The 14,228-nt window shown below is 63.1% G+C and carries 13 protein-coding genes; 12 read left to right on the forward strand and 1 reads right to left on the reverse strand.

The window, feature by feature from the left end:
* Window positions 1-12: 12 nt before the first annotated feature.
* From FJ543_RS01375 to FJ543_RS01405, 7 genes are all read left to right on the forward strand, one after another.
* Window positions 13-633, forward strand: a complete 621-nt coding sequence (locus FJ543_RS01375; protein ID WP_015317347.1) for an NADH-quinone oxidoreductase subunit J — start codon at window positions 13-15, stop codon at window positions 631-633.
* A 1-nt stretch (window position 634) separates the two neighbouring features.
* Complete coding sequence (gene nuoK / locus FJ543_RS01380; RefSeq protein WP_023798863.1) at window positions 635-943, forward strand: NADH-quinone oxidoreductase subunit NuoK; 309 nt, start codon at window positions 635-637, stop codon at window positions 941-943.
* Between the two features lie 10 nt (window positions 944-953).
* Window positions 954-2,927 carry an NADH-quinone oxidoreductase subunit L gene (nuoL, locus tag FJ543_RS01385; RefSeq protein WP_140873444.1) on the forward strand — a complete coding sequence of 658 codons (1,974 nt, stop codon included), beginning with the start codon at window positions 954-956 and terminating at the stop codon, window positions 2,925-2,927.
* Entirely contained in the window at window positions 2,927-4,432 is a 1,506-nt protein-coding gene (locus FJ543_RS01390) for an NADH-quinone oxidoreductase subunit M (RefSeq protein WP_015317350.1), read from the forward strand. Before nuoL ends, FJ543_RS01390 begins: the two co-directional genes overlap by 1 nt.
* 19 nt (window positions 4,433-4,451) lie before the next feature.
* On the forward strand, window positions 4,452-5,888 hold the full coding sequence (gene nuoN / locus FJ543_RS01395; RefSeq protein WP_140873446.1) for an NADH-quinone oxidoreductase subunit NuoN: 1,437 nt from the start codon (window positions 4,452-4,454) through the stop codon (window positions 5,886-5,888).
* A 4-nt stretch (window positions 5,889-5,892) separates the two neighbouring features.
* A complete protein-coding gene (locus FJ543_RS01400; protein WP_140615830.1) occupies window positions 5,893-6,714 on the forward strand; it encodes a biotin--[acetyl-CoA-carboxylase] ligase in 822 nt (273 codons plus the stop codon).
* Window positions 6,715-6,805: 91 nt separating this feature from the next.
* Window positions 6,806-8,476 carry a ribonuclease J gene (locus FJ543_RS01405; RefSeq protein WP_140873447.1) on the forward strand — a complete coding sequence of 557 codons (1,671 nt, stop codon included), beginning with the start codon at window positions 6,806-6,808 and terminating at the stop codon, window positions 8,474-8,476.
* Here the strand turns inward: FJ543_RS01405 and FJ543_RS01410 are convergent.
* The gene (locus tag FJ543_RS01410) at window positions 8,466-9,356 is read right to left on the reverse strand and encodes an MBL fold metallo-hydrolase (protein ID WP_140873449.1); all 891 of its coding nucleotides are present in this window, start codon (window positions 9,354-9,356) and stop codon (window positions 8,466-8,468) included. The two genes, FJ543_RS01405 and FJ543_RS01410, sit on opposite strands and share 11 nt — an antisense overlap.
* A gap of 126 nt (window positions 9,357-9,482) precedes the next feature.
* Between FJ543_RS01410 and mce the strand changes: the two genes are divergently transcribed.
* From mce to FJ543_RS01435, 5 genes are all read left to right on the forward strand, one after another.
* A complete protein-coding gene (mce, locus tag FJ543_RS01415) occupies window positions 9,483-9,887 on the forward strand; it encodes a methylmalonyl-CoA epimerase (protein WP_140873451.1) in 405 nt (134 codons plus the stop codon).
* Complete coding sequence (locus tag FJ543_RS01420; RefSeq protein WP_023769792.1) at window positions 9,884-10,168, forward strand: DUF1467 family protein; 285 nt, start codon at window positions 9,884-9,886, stop codon at window positions 10,166-10,168. The genes mce and FJ543_RS01420 overlap by 4 nt, the downstream gene beginning before the upstream one ends.
* 652 nt (window positions 10,169-10,820) lie before the next feature.
* Window positions 10,821-12,149: a proline--tRNA ligase gene (gene proS / locus FJ543_RS01425; RefSeq protein ID WP_140873453.1), complete on the forward strand. Its 1,329-nt coding sequence runs from the start codon at window positions 10,821-10,823 to the stop codon at window positions 12,147-12,149.
* Window positions 12,146-13,432 (forward strand): lipoprotein-releasing ABC transporter permease subunit, encoded by a 1,287-nt coding sequence (locus FJ543_RS01430; RefSeq protein WP_140724011.1) that lies wholly within the window; start codon window positions 12,146-12,148, stop codon window positions 13,430-13,432. The genes proS and FJ543_RS01430 overlap by 4 nt, the downstream gene beginning before the upstream one ends.
* Window positions 13,384-14,112: an ABC transporter ATP-binding protein gene (locus FJ543_RS01435; RefSeq protein WP_174361970.1), complete on the forward strand. Its 729-nt coding sequence runs from the start codon at window positions 13,384-13,386 to the stop codon at window positions 14,110-14,112. Before FJ543_RS01430 ends, FJ543_RS01435 begins: the two co-directional genes overlap by 49 nt.
* The last annotated feature ends 116 nt before the right edge of the window (window positions 14,113-14,228 follow it).

The raw sequence follows: 14,228 nt of genomic DNA on the forward strand, positions 1-14,228 counted from the left end.
GGGGGATCCCCAATGCTGAGTGGACTAGAGGCGGCCTTCTTCTACCTCTTCGCCTTTGTCGCCGTGGCGTCGGCGTTCATGGTCATTTCGTCGCGCAACCCCGTGCATTCGGTGCTGTTCCTGATCCTGACCTTCTTCAACGCCGCCGGCCTGTTCATGCTGACCGGCGCCGAGTTCCTGGCGATGATCCTGCTCGTCGTCTATGTCGGCGCGGTCCTGGTGCTGTTCCTGTTCGTCGTCATGATGCTCGACGTCGATTTCGCCGAACTGAAGAGCGGCGCCCTGCAATACGCGCCGATCGGCGCGCTGGTCGGGCTGATCCTGGCGGCGGAGCTGATCGTGGTGCTGGGCGGCTACACCTTCGCGCCGAAGCTCGCCTCGACGGTCGCAAAGCCCATCCCGGATCTCGCCGCGCGATCGAACACGGCGGCGCTCGGCGACATCCTCTATACCGACTACCTCTACTACTTCCAGATTTCGGGCCTCATCCTGCTGGTCGCCATGATCGGCGCCATCGTCTTGACGCTGCGCCACAAGGAAGGGGTCAAGCGGCAGTCGATCGCAGCCCAGGTCGGCCGCACCGCGGCGACCGGCATGGAAATCCGCAAGGTCAAGTCGGGCGAAGGAGTCTGAGATGGTCGTCGGCATCGCACATTATCTGACCGTATCGGCGATCCTGTTCACGCTCGGCGTGTTCGGCATCTTCCTCAACCGCCGCAACATCATCGTCATCCTGATGTCGATCGAGCTGATCCTGCTGGCGGTCAACATCAATTTCGTCGCCTTTTCGGCGGCGCTCGGCGATCTGGTCGGCCAGGTGTTCGCGCTGTTCGTGCTGACGGTCGCGGCGGCTGAAGCCGCCATCGGGCTTGCCATTCTCGTCGTCTTCTTCCGTAACCGCGGCTCGATCGCGGTCGAAGACGTGAACATGATGAAGGGTTGACGGGGCGACTATGTATCAAGCGATCGTCTTCCTTCCGCTGCTCGGCTTCCTGATCGTCGGCCTGTTCGGCAATGCGCTCGGTGCCAAGGCATCCGAATACATCACCTCCGGCTTGCTGGTGATTGCGGCCGTGCTGTCGTGGGTCGCCTTCTTTTCCGTCGGCTTCGGCCATGGCGAGGTGTTCACAGTGCCGGTGCTGCACTGGATCCAGTCCGGCGGGCTGGACGTCTCCTGGGCGCTCAGGATCGACACGCTGACGGTGGTGATGCTGGTGGTGGTCAACACCGTGTCGGCGCTGGTTCACATCTATTCGATCGGCTACATGCACCACGATCCGAACCGGCCGCGCTTCTTCGCCTATCTGTCGCTGTTCACCTTCGCCATGCTGATGCTGGTCACGGCTGACAACCTCGTGCAGATGTTCTTCGGCTGGGAAGGGGTGGGCCTCGCGTCCTACCTGCTGATCGGCTTCTGGTACAAGAAGCCGTCGGCCAATGCCGCGGCAATAAAGGCCTTCGTCGTCAACCGCGTCGGCGATTTCGGTTTTGCGCTCGGCATTTTCGGCGTCTTCGTGCTGTTCGGCTCGGTCAATCTCGGCACGATCTTTGCCAATGCGGCGACGTTCATCCCGGCCGAAGGCGCGCCGCAAGGTGCCGCCGTGCTCACCTTCCTCGGCCATGCGCTCGACAAGCAGGCGGCAATGACCGTCGTCTGCCTGCTGCTGTTCATGGGTGCCATGGGCAAGTCGGCGCAGGTGCCGCTGCACACCTGGCTGCCGGACGCCATGGAGGGCCCGACCCCGGTGTCGGCGCTGATCCATGCCGCCACCATGGTGACGGCCGGCGTGTTCATGCTGGCGCGACTTTCGCCGCTGTTCGAATTGTCGCACTCGGCGCTGACGGTGGTCACCTTCATCGGCGCCTTCACCGCCTTCTTCGCGGCGACTGTCGGCCTGGTCCAGAACGACATCAAGCGTGTCATCGCCTATTCGACCTGCTCGCAGCTCGGCTACATGTTCGTGGCGCTCGGCGTCGGCGCCTATGGCGCGGCGATCTTCCATTTGTTCACGCACGCCTTCTTCAAGGCGCTGCTGTTCCTCGGTTCCGGCTCGGTCATCCACGCCGTCTCCGACGAGCAGGACATGCGCAAGATGGGCGGCCTGAGGACGCTGATCCCGACCACCTACTGGATGATGGTGATCGGCACGCTGGCGCTGACCGGCGTCGGCATTCCGGTGACCGTCATCGGCACCGCCGGCTTCTTCTCCAAGGACGCCATCATCGAGGCCTCCTTCGCCGGCCACAATTCGGTCGCCGGCCTGGCCTTCATCCTGCTGGTCATCGCCGCCGGCTTCACCTCCTTCTATTCCTGGCGGCTGATCTTCATGACTTTCCATGGCAAGCCGCGGGCGAGCCATGAGGTGATGCATCACGTCCATGAATCGCCGCCGGTGATGCTGGTGCCGCTGTTCGTGCTGGCGGCCGGCGCGCTGTTTGCCGGTATCATCTTCCACAATTCCTTTATCGGCGAAGGCTATGCCGAGTTCTGGAAGGCGTCGCTGTTCACGCTGCCGGACAACCATATCCTGCACGAGATCCACGAATTGCCGCTGTGGGTAGAGCTCTCGCCCTTCATCGCCATGCTGATCGGTTTCGCTCTGGCCTGGAAGTTCTACATCCGCTCGCCGGAGATGCCGGTCAATCTGGCCGCCCAGCATCGCGGGCTTTACGCCTTCCTGCTCAACAAGTGGTATTTCGACGAGCTTTACGACTTCCTGTTCGTTCGCCCGGCCAAGCGTCTCGGTCACTTCCTGTGGAAGACCGGTGATGGGACCATCATCGATGGGCTCGGGCCTGACGGCATTTCGGCGCGCGTCGTCGACGTCACCAACCGCGTCGTCAAGCTGCAGACCGGCTATCTCTACCACTACGCCTTCGCCATGCTGATCGGCGTTGCCGCACTCGTCACCTGGATGATGCTCTGATGACCGCCTGGCCAATCCTCTCGCTGGTCACCTTCCTGCCTCTGGTTGGTGTGCTGCTGATCCTGTTCATCAACGATGACAGCGAAAACGCGCGCCGCAACATCCGCGCCATTGCGTTCATCACCACGGCGTTCACCTTCCTGGTGTCGCTGTTCATCTGGGCCGGCTTCGACAATTCGCAGGCCGGATTCCAGTTCGTCGAAAAGGTCGCCTGGCTCGATTCCGGCATTTCCTACCATATGGGCGTCGACGGCATTTCCATGCTGTTCGTCATCCTGACGACCTTCCTGATGCCGCTTTGCATCCTGGCGTCGTGGGAAGCGATCGAGAAGCGCGTCAAGGCCTACATGATCGCCTTCCTGCTTCTGGAAACGCTGATGATCGGCGTGTTCTGCGCGCTGGACATCGTGCTGTTCTACGTCTTCTTCGAAGCCGGCCTGATCCCGATGTTCATCATCATCGGCGTATGGGGCGGCAAGCGGCGCGTCTACGCCTCGTTCAAGTTCTTCCTCTATACGCTGGCCGGCTCGGTGCTGATGCTGCTCGCCATCATGGCGATGTTCTTCCAGTCCGGCACCACCGACATCCCGACGCTTCTGACGCACAGCTTCCCGGCCAACATGCAGACCTGGCTGTGGCTTGCCTTCTTCGCCTCCTTCGCGGTGAAGATGCCGATGTGGCCGGTGCACACCTGGCTGCCCGACGCCCACGTCGAGGCACCGACGGCGGGCTCGGTCATCCTGGCCGGCATCCTGCTGAAAATGGGCGGATACGGCTTCCTGCGCTTCTCCTTGCCGATGTTCCCGCTGGCCTCCGAAATGTTCGCGCCGCTGGTGTTCACGCTGTCGGTCGTCGCCATCATCTACACCTCGCTGGTGGCGCTGATGCAGGAGGACATGAAGAAGCTGATCGCCTATTCGTCGGTCGCCCATATGGGCTTCGTCACCATGGGCATCTTTGCCATGAACCAGGAAGGCGTGCAGGGCGCTATCTTCCAGATGCTCAGCCACGGTCTGGTGTCGGGCGCGCTGTTCCTGTGCGTCGGAGTCATCTATGACCGCATGCACACCCGCGAGATCGCCGCCTATGGCGGTCTCGTCAACAACATGCCGAAATACGCGACCGTGTTCCTGATCTTCACCATGGCCAATGTCGGCCTGCCGGGCACGTCAGGTTTCGTCGGCGAGTTCCTGACCATGCTTGGTGTGTTCCGGGTCAACACCTGGGTGGCGTTCTTCGCCGCCACCGGCGTCATTCTGTCGGCGGCCTATGCGCTTTGGCTCTACCGCCGGGTGATCTTCGGCGCGCTGACCAAGGACAGCCTGAAGGGGCTGCTCGACCTGTCGACCCGTGAGAAGGCGATCATCTATCCGCTGGTCGTGCTGGTCATCTTCTTCGGCGTCTATCCCGCACCCGTCTTCGACGCGACGGCCCAGTCGGTCAAGTCGCTCGTCACCAATGTCACCGCATCCATCGGCGCCGCGCAGACCGCGGCGGCGAACTGACCCAGGGGTTTTGCGAACCATGACGCCGGACCTTCTCTCCAGCCTGTCGCTCTCGACGCCCGAGCTGATCCTTGCCATCGGCGCGCTCGCGCTGCTGATGGTCGGGGCCTATTCGCGTTCCAACACCGCCGTTACGGTGACCGGCCTTGCCGTCGCCGTGCTGGTGATCGCAGGCGCCTGGCTGATCTTCCACGCAGGGCAGGGCAGCGCCTATGGCAATGCCTTCATCCAGGATTCCTTCGCCCGCTTCATGAAGGTGCTGGCGCTGATCGGCTCGGCGGTGACGCTGATCATGTCGATGCGCTTTGCCAAGGCGGAGCGTTTCGACAAGTTCGAATATCCGGTGCTGATCCTGCTTTGCACGCTCGGCATGATGCTGATGATCTCGGCCAACGGCATGATCGGGCTCTATCTCGGCCTCGAACTGCAGTCGCTTGCGATCTATGTGCTGGCGGCGATCAATCGCGACAATTTGCGTTCGACAGAAGCCGGCCTGAAATATTTCGTCCTCGGCGCGCTGTCCTCGGGCATGCTGCTCTACGGCATCAGCCTGGTCTACGGCTATACCGGCAACACCGGCTTCCAGGAGATCGCCACGGCGCTGGGCGGCGGCGAGCGCCAGCTTGGCCTTGTCGTCGGCCTCGTCTTCGTGCTGGCCGGGCTTGCCTTCAAGATCTCGGCGGTGCCGTTCCACATGTGGACGCCAGACGTCTATGAGGGCGCACCGACACCGGTGACAGCCTTCCTGGCGGCAGCGCCGAAAATGGCGGCGATGGCGCTGATCGTGCGCGTCACCATGGGTGCGTTCAAGCCGATCGCCTCCGACTGGCAGCAGATCATCGTCTTCATCTCGATCGCCTCGATGGCGCTTGGCTCCTTCGCCGCGATCGGCCAGACCAACATCAAGCGGCTGATGGCCTATTCCTCGATCGGCCATATGGGCTACGCGCTGGTCGGCCTTGCCGCCAACAGCCAGGCCGGCGTGCGCGGCGTCGCCATCTACATGCTGATCTACCTGGTGATGACGCTCGGCACCTTCGCCTTCATCCTTGCCATGCGGCGCAAGGAAGGCAATGTCGAGCAGATCAGCGATCTCGCCGGCCTCTCGTCGACCAACCCCATCATGGCGACGATCCTGACCATCCTGATGTTCTCGCTGGCCGGCATTCCGCCGCTCGCCGGCTTCTGGGGGAAGTGGTACGTCTTCCTCGCCGCCATCAACGCCAACCTCTATGCCCTGGCAATCATCGGCGTGCTCGCTTCCGTGGTGGGCGCTTACTACTACCTGCGCATCATCAAGATCATGTGGTTCGATGAGCCGGTCGGCGGCTTTGTGCCGATGGCCAGCGAGTTACGTGTCGTGCTCGGCGTCAGTGGCGCCTTCGTGCTGTTCTACGTGCTGATCGGCGGGCCGATCGGGACCTATGCCGAAGCCGCCGCCAAGACATTTTTCTGACGGGATGGCATTTCGGCTGGCTCCAACCTCGGCGTCGGAAGGGTTCCGGCTCGAGGCGCATGACAGTGTCGGCTCCACCAACGCGCTGGCGCTGGACCATGCCCGGGCGGGCGACCCGGGCAAGCTCTGGGTCGTTTCCAAGAAGCAGGAAAGCGGGCGCGGCCGGCGTGGCCGTGCCTGGGCAACGCCGGAAGGCAATCTGGCGGCGACGCTGCTCCTCATCACCGGCGGCGAATTGCGCCTTGCCGCGACGCTCGGCTTCGTCGCGGGGCTGGCGCTGGCCGACGCGCTCGACGCGGTGGTGCCGAAGGGCCGCATCGCGATAGGCCTCGACGGAGCGAGCCAGGGACAGAACCGTTTCGAGCTGAAATGGCCAAACGATGTGCTCGCCTCCGGCGCCAAGCTGGCCGGCATCCTGCTGGAGTCGGCGATGCTTGACGGTAGCCGCTTCGCGGTGGCGGTGGGCATCGGCGTCAATGTGGTGGCGCATCCGCGGGATTTGCCTTATCCCGCGACATCGCTTCACGCGTTGGGCGCGGCTTGCGATGCCGAAACGCTGTTTCTGGCGCTGTCGGATGCCTGGAGCGAGAATGCCCGCCTGTGGGACGAAGGACGTGGCCTTGCCGCCATCAGGAAGCGTTGGCTGGCCCGCGCGGCGGGCCTTGGCGGCGAGGTTGCTGTCAGAATTGACGGTAATGTGGTGCGTGGCGTGTTCGAGACCATTGACGAGGACTGCCGTTTCGTGATCCGCGACGATGACGGGTCTGTTCTGACGGTCGCCGCCGGCGATGTGCATTTCGGCGCGGTGGCGTCCGCGCGGATATAATTTGTTTTTGAGCAATTCCGGACGGAAAACCGGTAGGCACTTGCTGGAATTGCTTTAACGGCTTGGCCCGAGGGTCAGGAAGGAAAAAATCATGGCGAAAGCGGACAACGCCGAACTCGTCTTCGTGCCGCTCGGCGGCGTCGGCGAGATCGGCATGAACTTCGCCCTCTACGGCTATGGCCCGCCGAGCGCGCGCGAATGGATCGTCATCGATGTCGGCGTCACCTTTCCCGACGCGGCGCATCCGGGCGTCGACCTGATCCTGCCCGATACGCGCTTCATCGAGGAGAACCTCGCCAATCTGCGCGGCATCATCATCACCCACGCGCATGAGGACCACTACGGCGCGCTGCTCGACATCTGGCCGAAGCTGAAGGCGCCGGTCTGGATGACGCCGTTCAGCGCCGGGCTGCTGGAAGCCAAGCGTCAGGGCGAGCAGGGCGCGCCGAAGATCCCGCTGACGATCTACCGGGCGGGCGAAAAGTTCACGGTGGGCCCCTTCGAGATCGAAGCCATTCCGGTGGCACACTCCATTCCCGAACCCATGTCGCTGGCGATCACCTCGCCGGCCGGCACCGTCATCCACACCGGCGACTGGAAGATCGATCCGGAGCCGACGATCGGTCCCAAGACCGACGAGGCGCGGTTCCGCGCCTATGGCGACAAGGGCGTGCTGGCGCTGATCTGCGATTCGACCAATGCGCTGCGCGAAGGCGAGTCGCCTTCGGAAGTGGCCGTGGGCGAGGGCCTGAAAGGCGTCATCCAGGCGGCCAAGGGCCGCGTCGCCGTCACCACCTTCTCCTCCAATGTCGGACGCATCGTTTCCATCGCCAGGGCAGCGCGCGATGCCGGCCGCCAGTGCCTTGTGCTCGGCCGCTCGTTGAAGCGCGTCATCGATGTGGCCGGCGAACTTGGCTACATGGACGGCCTGCCGGAGTTCATCGCCGAGGAGGATTTCGGCTTCATCCCGCGCGAGAACCTGGTCATCATCTGCACCGGCAGCCAGGGCGAGCCGTTGGCGGCACTTGCCAAGCTGTCGCGCGACGAGATGAAATCGGTGTCGCTGACGGCGGGCGACACGGTGGTGTTTTCCTCGCGCACCATTCCCGGCAACGAGAAGGCGATCCTCGAGATCAAGAACCGCCTCATCGATCTCGGCATCAAGATCATCGAGGACGGCGATGCGCTGGTGCATGTCTCTGGCCACCCCCGCCGCAGCGAACTGCGCAAGATGTATGAATGGGTGCGTCCGCAAATCGGCGTTCCCGTGCATGGCGAGGCGGCGCATCTGGTGGCGCAGGGCTCGCTGATGTCCACCTCCGGCATCGGCCAGGTGGCGCAGGTGCGCGACGGCGACATGCTGCGGCTCGCTCCCGGTCCCGCCACGATCATCGACCAGGTGCCGTTCGGCCGCGTCTACAAGGACGGCAATCTGATCGGCACCGATCAGGCGATGGGTATTCGCGACAGGCGCAAGCTGTCCTTTGCCGGTCACGTCGCGGTCAATGTCGTGCTTGATGACAAGTACGAGCTGGCCGGCGATCCCGACCTGGTCGCCATTGGCGTCGCCGAAACCGACGCCCGTGGCGAGATGCTCGAGGACCTGATGATCGATGCGGCCGTCGGTGCGGTCGATTCGATCCCCCGCCAGCGCCGCAAGGACCTCGACCTGGTGCAGGAGGCGGTGCGACGCGCGGTGCGCGGCGCGGCCAACGAAGCCTGGGGCAAGAAACCGCTGGTGACGGTTTTCGTCACCCGGTGACGGAGGCGTCGGGTGCTCGGATGTTCAGCTGATAGCTGACCGGAATCCAGCGAAAGGAATGGTCTGTCCGCTCGACATAGCCCAGACCCGGAAACGGCATGTGGTGGCCGGCGACGAGCAGGCCCCGCTCGGCAGCCATGCCGAGCAGCCGCTTGCGGGTCTCGATCGCCTTTTCCTTGTCGTCGTCGAAATCGGCATGCCATTGCGGACGCTGGATCGCCACGACATAGTGCAGGAAAGCGTCCGACCAGATCAGCAATTGCTGTCCGTCGCTTTCGACAAGGAAGGCCAAAAGCCCGGCGGAGTGACCGGCCGCGTCGATGGCAGTGATGCCCGGCACCACTTCGTCTCCAGGCGCTATGAACGTCGCGCGGTCGGCCAAGCCGGTGCAAATGCGCCTAAAGAGATCACGATTGGCCAACCTGGCCGGACGCACCGCATTTCCTTCGGTCCAGAACGCGAATTCCGCTGCGCCGAATACCAGGCGTGCGCGGCTGAAAACGGATGCGCCATTCCGGACAAGCCCGCCAATGTGGTCCGGGTGCCCGTGGGTGATGACCACCACATCGATGTCATCAGGGCCGAGCCCAAGGGCTTGCAAACACTCCAGGAGTGAACTGTCTTCATCTCCGCAGCCAGTGTCGAACAGGATCTTTTCGGAACCGGTATCGATCAGCGTCGGGATGAAGCAATGCTCGTAGCGATCCTGGTCGATGAAGTTCGAAACCGCGAGTTCGAGCACGGCCGCCGGCGGCTGTCCGGCCGCGAAGGCCGATGCAAGCCCGTCTCTGACATCGACGGCATCGAGCAGAGCGGCAATTTTGAACGACCCGAGATCGAAGGTGAAAACGCGGGGGCGGGCAGGGCTGATTCCGGACATTGGCCTTTGTACTTTGTGGCTGCCGGTTGCAACAGGTGCGACAGTGCGCTCCTCGCGAAAGGCTGTTGATCTCGGCTGATTTGACGTATGACGCCAGTCGTTGGACCTGGGAGAAAAAGCTCGGACATGCTCGGACGGCTGAACCATGTCGCGCTTGCGGTGCCGGATTTGACCGCCGCCGTTGCAGCTTACCGCAACACGCTCGGCGCCGAAGTGACCGAGCCGCAGGCGTTGCCGGAGCATGGCGTCACCGTGGTGTTCGTCGATGTCGGCAACACCAAGGTCGAGTTGCTGGAGCCGCTTGGCGATGACTCGCCAATCGCGGCATTCCTCGAGAAGAACCCGTCGGGCGGCATGCATCATCTCTGCTACGAGGTCGACGACATCCTGGCCGCGCGCGACCAGCTCAAGGCCGCCGGCGCCCGGGTGCTTGGTGACGGCAATCCCAAACCAGGCGCGCACGGCAAGCCGGTGTTGTTCCTGCATCCGAAGGATTTCTTCGGCACGCTGATCGAACTGGAGCAATCATGAGCTGGGTCTCGTTCACCGCGCTGTTTTTCGCGACCTGGTGGGTGGTGCTGTTTGCCGTCCTGCCGTTCAGCGTCAGAACGCAGGACGACGATCACGACGTGACGCTGGGCACGGTGCCGAGCGCGCCGCGCGGGCCGCATATGCTGCGTGCCGTGATCCGCACCACCATCGCAACGGCGGTCCTGATGGGCATTTTCTACGGCCTGACGCACGGGCTGGGATACAGCCTCAACGACATCCCGCACATCGTGCCGGATTTCAGTCCGACCCCAGGGAAATAGACGTGGCGGCAAGGGTGCTCCGATAAGGTCGGAGCGCTGCGGATGGGATTGAGATGCCGCCCTGTACGGCGGCTACTGGCTGCTGACGCAAGGTCATGTAGCCTGCCAATTCGCGGCGCTAACCAGATGATTGCACAAAAAAAATGCAAGGCACAAGGCCTTGCAATTAAACGCGTCCGATCTGTTTCCGGTATCCGGCGGCAGCGAGTAACCGCGCCTAGATCGCATCCTCCCAAGACTTTGACCGCGTAGGAGAGCAGATTTTTTTCTGCCCTCTCGGTTATCGGGGCACATTAGCCCAACGGAAATGAAAATGTCACGAAGAATTTTGCCTTGAAACGGGCAATCTCGTGCTGCACTGCACAATAGTGCGGCAGGCTTTGCTTTTGAAACGTCCAGTCAGGGTCGACAGAGCCTTTGCGGCATGTTCGCAATTGACGCGCGCAAAGAATTGACGGCCAAACCCGAAGAGGTTCGGTGCGTTCCATTGTCGGCGCGGGTCGATCCGGAAGCGAGGGATTCGGGCTCGGAAGGGACCTACGTGGTGGGATGGCCGGGTTTCCATTCGGTCATGAAATCGCTATGAAGCCGGGGCAAGCAAGCCTGCGCCGCGCCGATTCTGGCGTGGCCATTCTCATTCACGGACCTGTCCATGCGTTTGTCGCGCTATTTCCTGCCTATCCTCAAAGAAAACCCGCGCGAGGCCGAAATCGTCTCGCATCGGCTGATGCTGCGCGCCGGCATGATCCGCCAGCAGGGGCAAGGCAGTTTTTCCTGGCTGCCGCTGGGCAAACGGGTGCTGGACAAGGTCTGCAAGATCATCCGCGAGGAGCAGAACCGCGCCGGTGCGCTGGAGATCCTGATGCCGACCATCCAGTCGGCCGATCTGTGGCGCGAGAGCGGCCGTTACAACGACTACGGCAAGGAGATGCTGCGCATCAAGGACCGGCAAGACCGCGACATGCTCTACGGTCCGACCAACGAGGAAATGGTCACCGAGATTTTTCGCGCTTACGTCAAATCCTACAAGGACTTGCCGCTCAACCTATACCACATACAGTGGAAGTTCCGTGACGAGGTGCGGCCGCGCTTCGGCGTCATGCGCTCGCGCGAATTCCTGATGAAGGACGCCTATTCCTTCGATCTCGACTTCGAAGGCGCGAGAGCCGCCTACAACCGGATGTTCGTGTCCTATCTCAGGACCTTCACGCGCATGGGCCTGCAGGCCATTCCGATGCGGGCCGACACCGGTCCGATCGGCGGCGATCTCAGCCACGAGTTCATCATCCTGGCCGACACTGGTGAAAGCCAGGTCTTCTGCCATCGCGATTACTTGTCGCTTGCCGTGCCCGGCGCGAACACCGACTTCGCCAATGACGGCGAGATAGCAGATATCGTCAAGACGTGGACGACGCCTTACGCCGCCACCGACGAGATGCATGACGAGGCGGCCTGGGAGAAGGTTCCGACTGGCGACCGGGTCTCGGCGCGCGGCATCGAGGTAGGCCATATCTTCCACTTCGGCGAGAAATATTCCAAGCCGATGGGGGCCAAGGTGACGGGGCCCGACGGCAAGGATCATTTCGCCTCGGGCGGCTCCTACGGTATCGGCCCGTCGCGGCTGGTCGCGGCGATCATCGAGGCCAGCCATGACGAGAACGGCATCATCTGGCCGGAAGCGGTGGCGCCGTTCGATATCGGCCTGATCAACATGAAGGCGGGCGATGCCGACTGCGATCGCGTCTGCGACGAACTCAACGCCGCCTTCACCGCCGCCGGCAAGGATGTGCTCTACGACGATACCGACCAGCGGCCGGGCGGCAAATTCGCCACCGCCGACCTGATCGGCCTGCCCTGGCAAGTGATCGTCGGGCCGCGCGGTGTCGCCGCCGGCGAGGTCGAGATCAAGAATCGCAAGACCGGCGAGCGCGTGACGCTGCCGATCGCCGACGCGGTCAAACACTTCGGTGCCGCCGCATGAGCGAGGTGGCGGCAGCGCGATCGGCGGGCGCCGGCCCTTTTTCCATCTTCGAGCGCACGGTCGCCTGGCGCTATTTGCGTTCGCGGCGCAAGGAGACGGTGATCTCGGTGATCGCCTCGATCTCTTTTCTCGGCATCATGCTGGGCGTCGCCACGCTGATCGTGGTCATGGCGGTGATGAACGGGTTCCGCGCCGAGCTTTTGACGCGCATCCTCGGCGTCAACGGCCATCTGATCGTGCAGCCGCTCGATTCGCCGCTTGAGGACTATGCCCAGGTCGCCAGGCGCATCAACGGCGTACCCGGGGTCAAATACGCCATCCCGCTGATCGACGGCCAGGTGCTCGCGCAAGGCAATGTCGGCGGCGGCACCGGCGCGCTGGTGCGCGGCATCCGGGGTGAGGATCTCGGCAAGATCGCCATCGTGGCCAGCAACATCAAGCAAGGCACGCTCGCCGATTTCGATACCGGCGAGGGTGTCGCCATCGGCAAGCGCATGGCAGAGAATCTCGGCCTGACGCTCGGCGATACGATTACCTTGATCTCGCCGGACGGGGATGTGACGCCGCTCGGCACCACGCCGCGCATGAAGGGCTACAAGATCGCGGCGATCTTCGAGGTCGGCATGTCCGAATATGACACGTCGATCGTCTATATGCCGTTCTCCGAAGCGCAGCTCTACTTCAACATGGACGGCCGGGCGCAGACGATCGAGATCTATGTCGACAATCCCGACGATGTCGACGCGCTGAAACCCAAGGTGGAAGCGGCGGCGCAGCGACCGATCGACATGGTCGACTGGCGCCAGCGCAACGAGACCTTCTTTTCGGCTCTGCAGGTCGAACGCAACGTCATGTTCATGATCCTGACGCTGATCGTGCTGGTGGCGGCGCTCAACATCATTTCCGGACTGATCATGCTGGTGAAGGACAAGGGGCATGACATCGCCATCCTGCGCACCATGGGCGCCTCGCGCGGCGCCATCCTGCGCATCTTCCTGATGACTGGGGCGGCGATCGGCGTGACGGGCACGCTCGCCGGCGTGCTGCTCGGCGTCGTGATCTGCACCAATATCGAATCGATCCGCCAGTTCTTCTCCTGGATGACCGGCAAGGTGCTGTTCAACCCCGAGCTCTATTTCCTCAGCCAGTTGCCGGCCAAGATGGATCCGCGCGAGACGACCTATGTCATCATCATGGCGCTTGCGCTGTCCTTCCTGGCTACGGTGTTTCCGGCATGGCGGGCGGCCCGCCTCGATCCGGTCGAAGCCTTGAGGTACGAGTAGTGGCCGAAGTCATTATCGAGCTGAAGAGCGTCGAACGGCACTACGTCCAGGGGCCGCGCAAGCTCACCATCCTGAACGGCGCCGATTTCGCGCTGCGGCGCGGTGAAATGGTGGCGCTGGTGGCCCCGTCGGGCACCGGCAAATCGACGCTGCTGCATACGGCCGGGCTGTTGGAGCGGCCGGATGCCGGCGACGTGATCCTGTCCGGACGCGCCTGTGGCCGGCTGTCCGACGACGAGCGCACCTCGATCCGCCGCAACGATGTCGGCTTCGTCTATCAGTTCCATCATTTGCTGCCGGAGTTCTCCGCGCTGGAAAACATCATGATGCCGCAGCTCATCAAGGGCCTGCCGCGCAAGGAGGCGTCCGAGCGCGCGGCGCAACTGCTCGACTACATGCAGATCGGCAAGCGGGCGTCGCACCGGCCATCCGAGCTGTCCGGCGGCGAGCAGCAGCGCGTCGCCATCGCGCGTGCGGTCGCCAATGCGCCGCTGGTGCTTTTGGCCGACGAGCCCACCGGCAACCTCGACCCGGTCACAGCCTCCTACGTGTTCGAGGCGCTGGAGGCACTGGTGCGGCAATCGGGCCTCGCGGCGCTGATCGCCACCCACAATCACGAGCTTGCATCGCGCATGGACCGGCGCGTCACGTTGGCCGACGGCAAGGTGGTGCCGCTTTAGGCTGTGCGTCAGGCATTGCGGTCCTGACCTGAAGCTCAACACATGCGGTGTTTCGCGAGTGCCCGAAGCCTGCAATCTTCCCTACCTGTTGATAGGCGTAGGCCAGTCAACCTTTT

Origin of the sequence: Mesorhizobium sp. B2-5-7 (assembly GCF_006440875.1) — a bacterium.
GTDB classification, from domain to species: Bacteria; Pseudomonadota; Alphaproteobacteria; order Rhizobiales; family Rhizobiaceae; genus Mesorhizobium; species Mesorhizobium australicum.

Bases quoted from the DNA above. Each gene is read 5' to 3' on its own strand.
- proS (WP_140873453.1), top strand. From the start codon at position 10,821: ATGCGTTTGTCGCGCTATTTCCTGCCTATCCTCAAAGAAAACCCGCGC.
- nuoK (WP_023798863.1), top strand. From the start codon at position 635: ATGGTCGTCGGCATCGCACATTATCTGACCGTATCGGCGATCCTGTTC.
- FJ543_RS01430 (WP_140724011.1), top strand. From the start codon at position 12,146: ATGAGCGAGGTGGCGGCAGCGCGATCGGCGGGCGCCGGCCCTTTTTCC.
- FJ543_RS01390 (WP_015317350.1), top strand. From the start codon at position 2,927: ATGACCGCCTGGCCAATCCTCTCGCTGGTCACCTTCCTGCCTCTGGTT.
- FJ543_RS01400 (WP_140615830.1), top strand. From the start codon at position 5,893: ATGGCATTTCGGCTGGCTCCAACCTCGGCGTCGGAAGGGTTCCGGCTC.
- FJ543_RS01375 (WP_015317347.1), top strand. From the start codon at position 13: ATGCTGAGTGGACTAGAGGCGGCCTTCTTCTACCTCTTCGCCTTTGTC.
- mce (WP_140873451.1), top strand. From the start codon at position 9,483: ATGCTCGGACGGCTGAACCATGTCGCGCTTGCGGTGCCGGATTTGACC.
- FJ543_RS01405 (WP_140873447.1), top strand. From the start codon at position 6,806: ATGGCGAAAGCGGACAACGCCGAACTCGTCTTCGTGCCGCTCGGCGGC.
- FJ543_RS01410 (WP_140873449.1), bottom strand. From the start codon at position 9,356: ATGTCCGGAATCAGCCCTGCCCGCCCCCGCGTTTTCACCTTCGATCTC.
- FJ543_RS01435 (WP_174361970.1), top strand. From the start codon at position 13,384: ATGGCGGGCGGCCCGCCTCGATCCGGTCGAAGCCTTGAGGTACGAGTA.
- FJ543_RS01420 (WP_023769792.1), top strand. From the start codon at position 9,884: ATGAGCTGGGTCTCGTTCACCGCGCTGTTTTTCGCGACCTGGTGGGTG.
- nuoL (WP_140873444.1), top strand. From the start codon at position 954: ATGTATCAAGCGATCGTCTTCCTTCCGCTGCTCGGCTTCCTGATCGTC.
- nuoN (WP_140873446.1), top strand. From the start codon at position 4,452: ATGACGCCGGACCTTCTCTCCAGCCTGTCGCTCTCGACGCCCGAGCTG.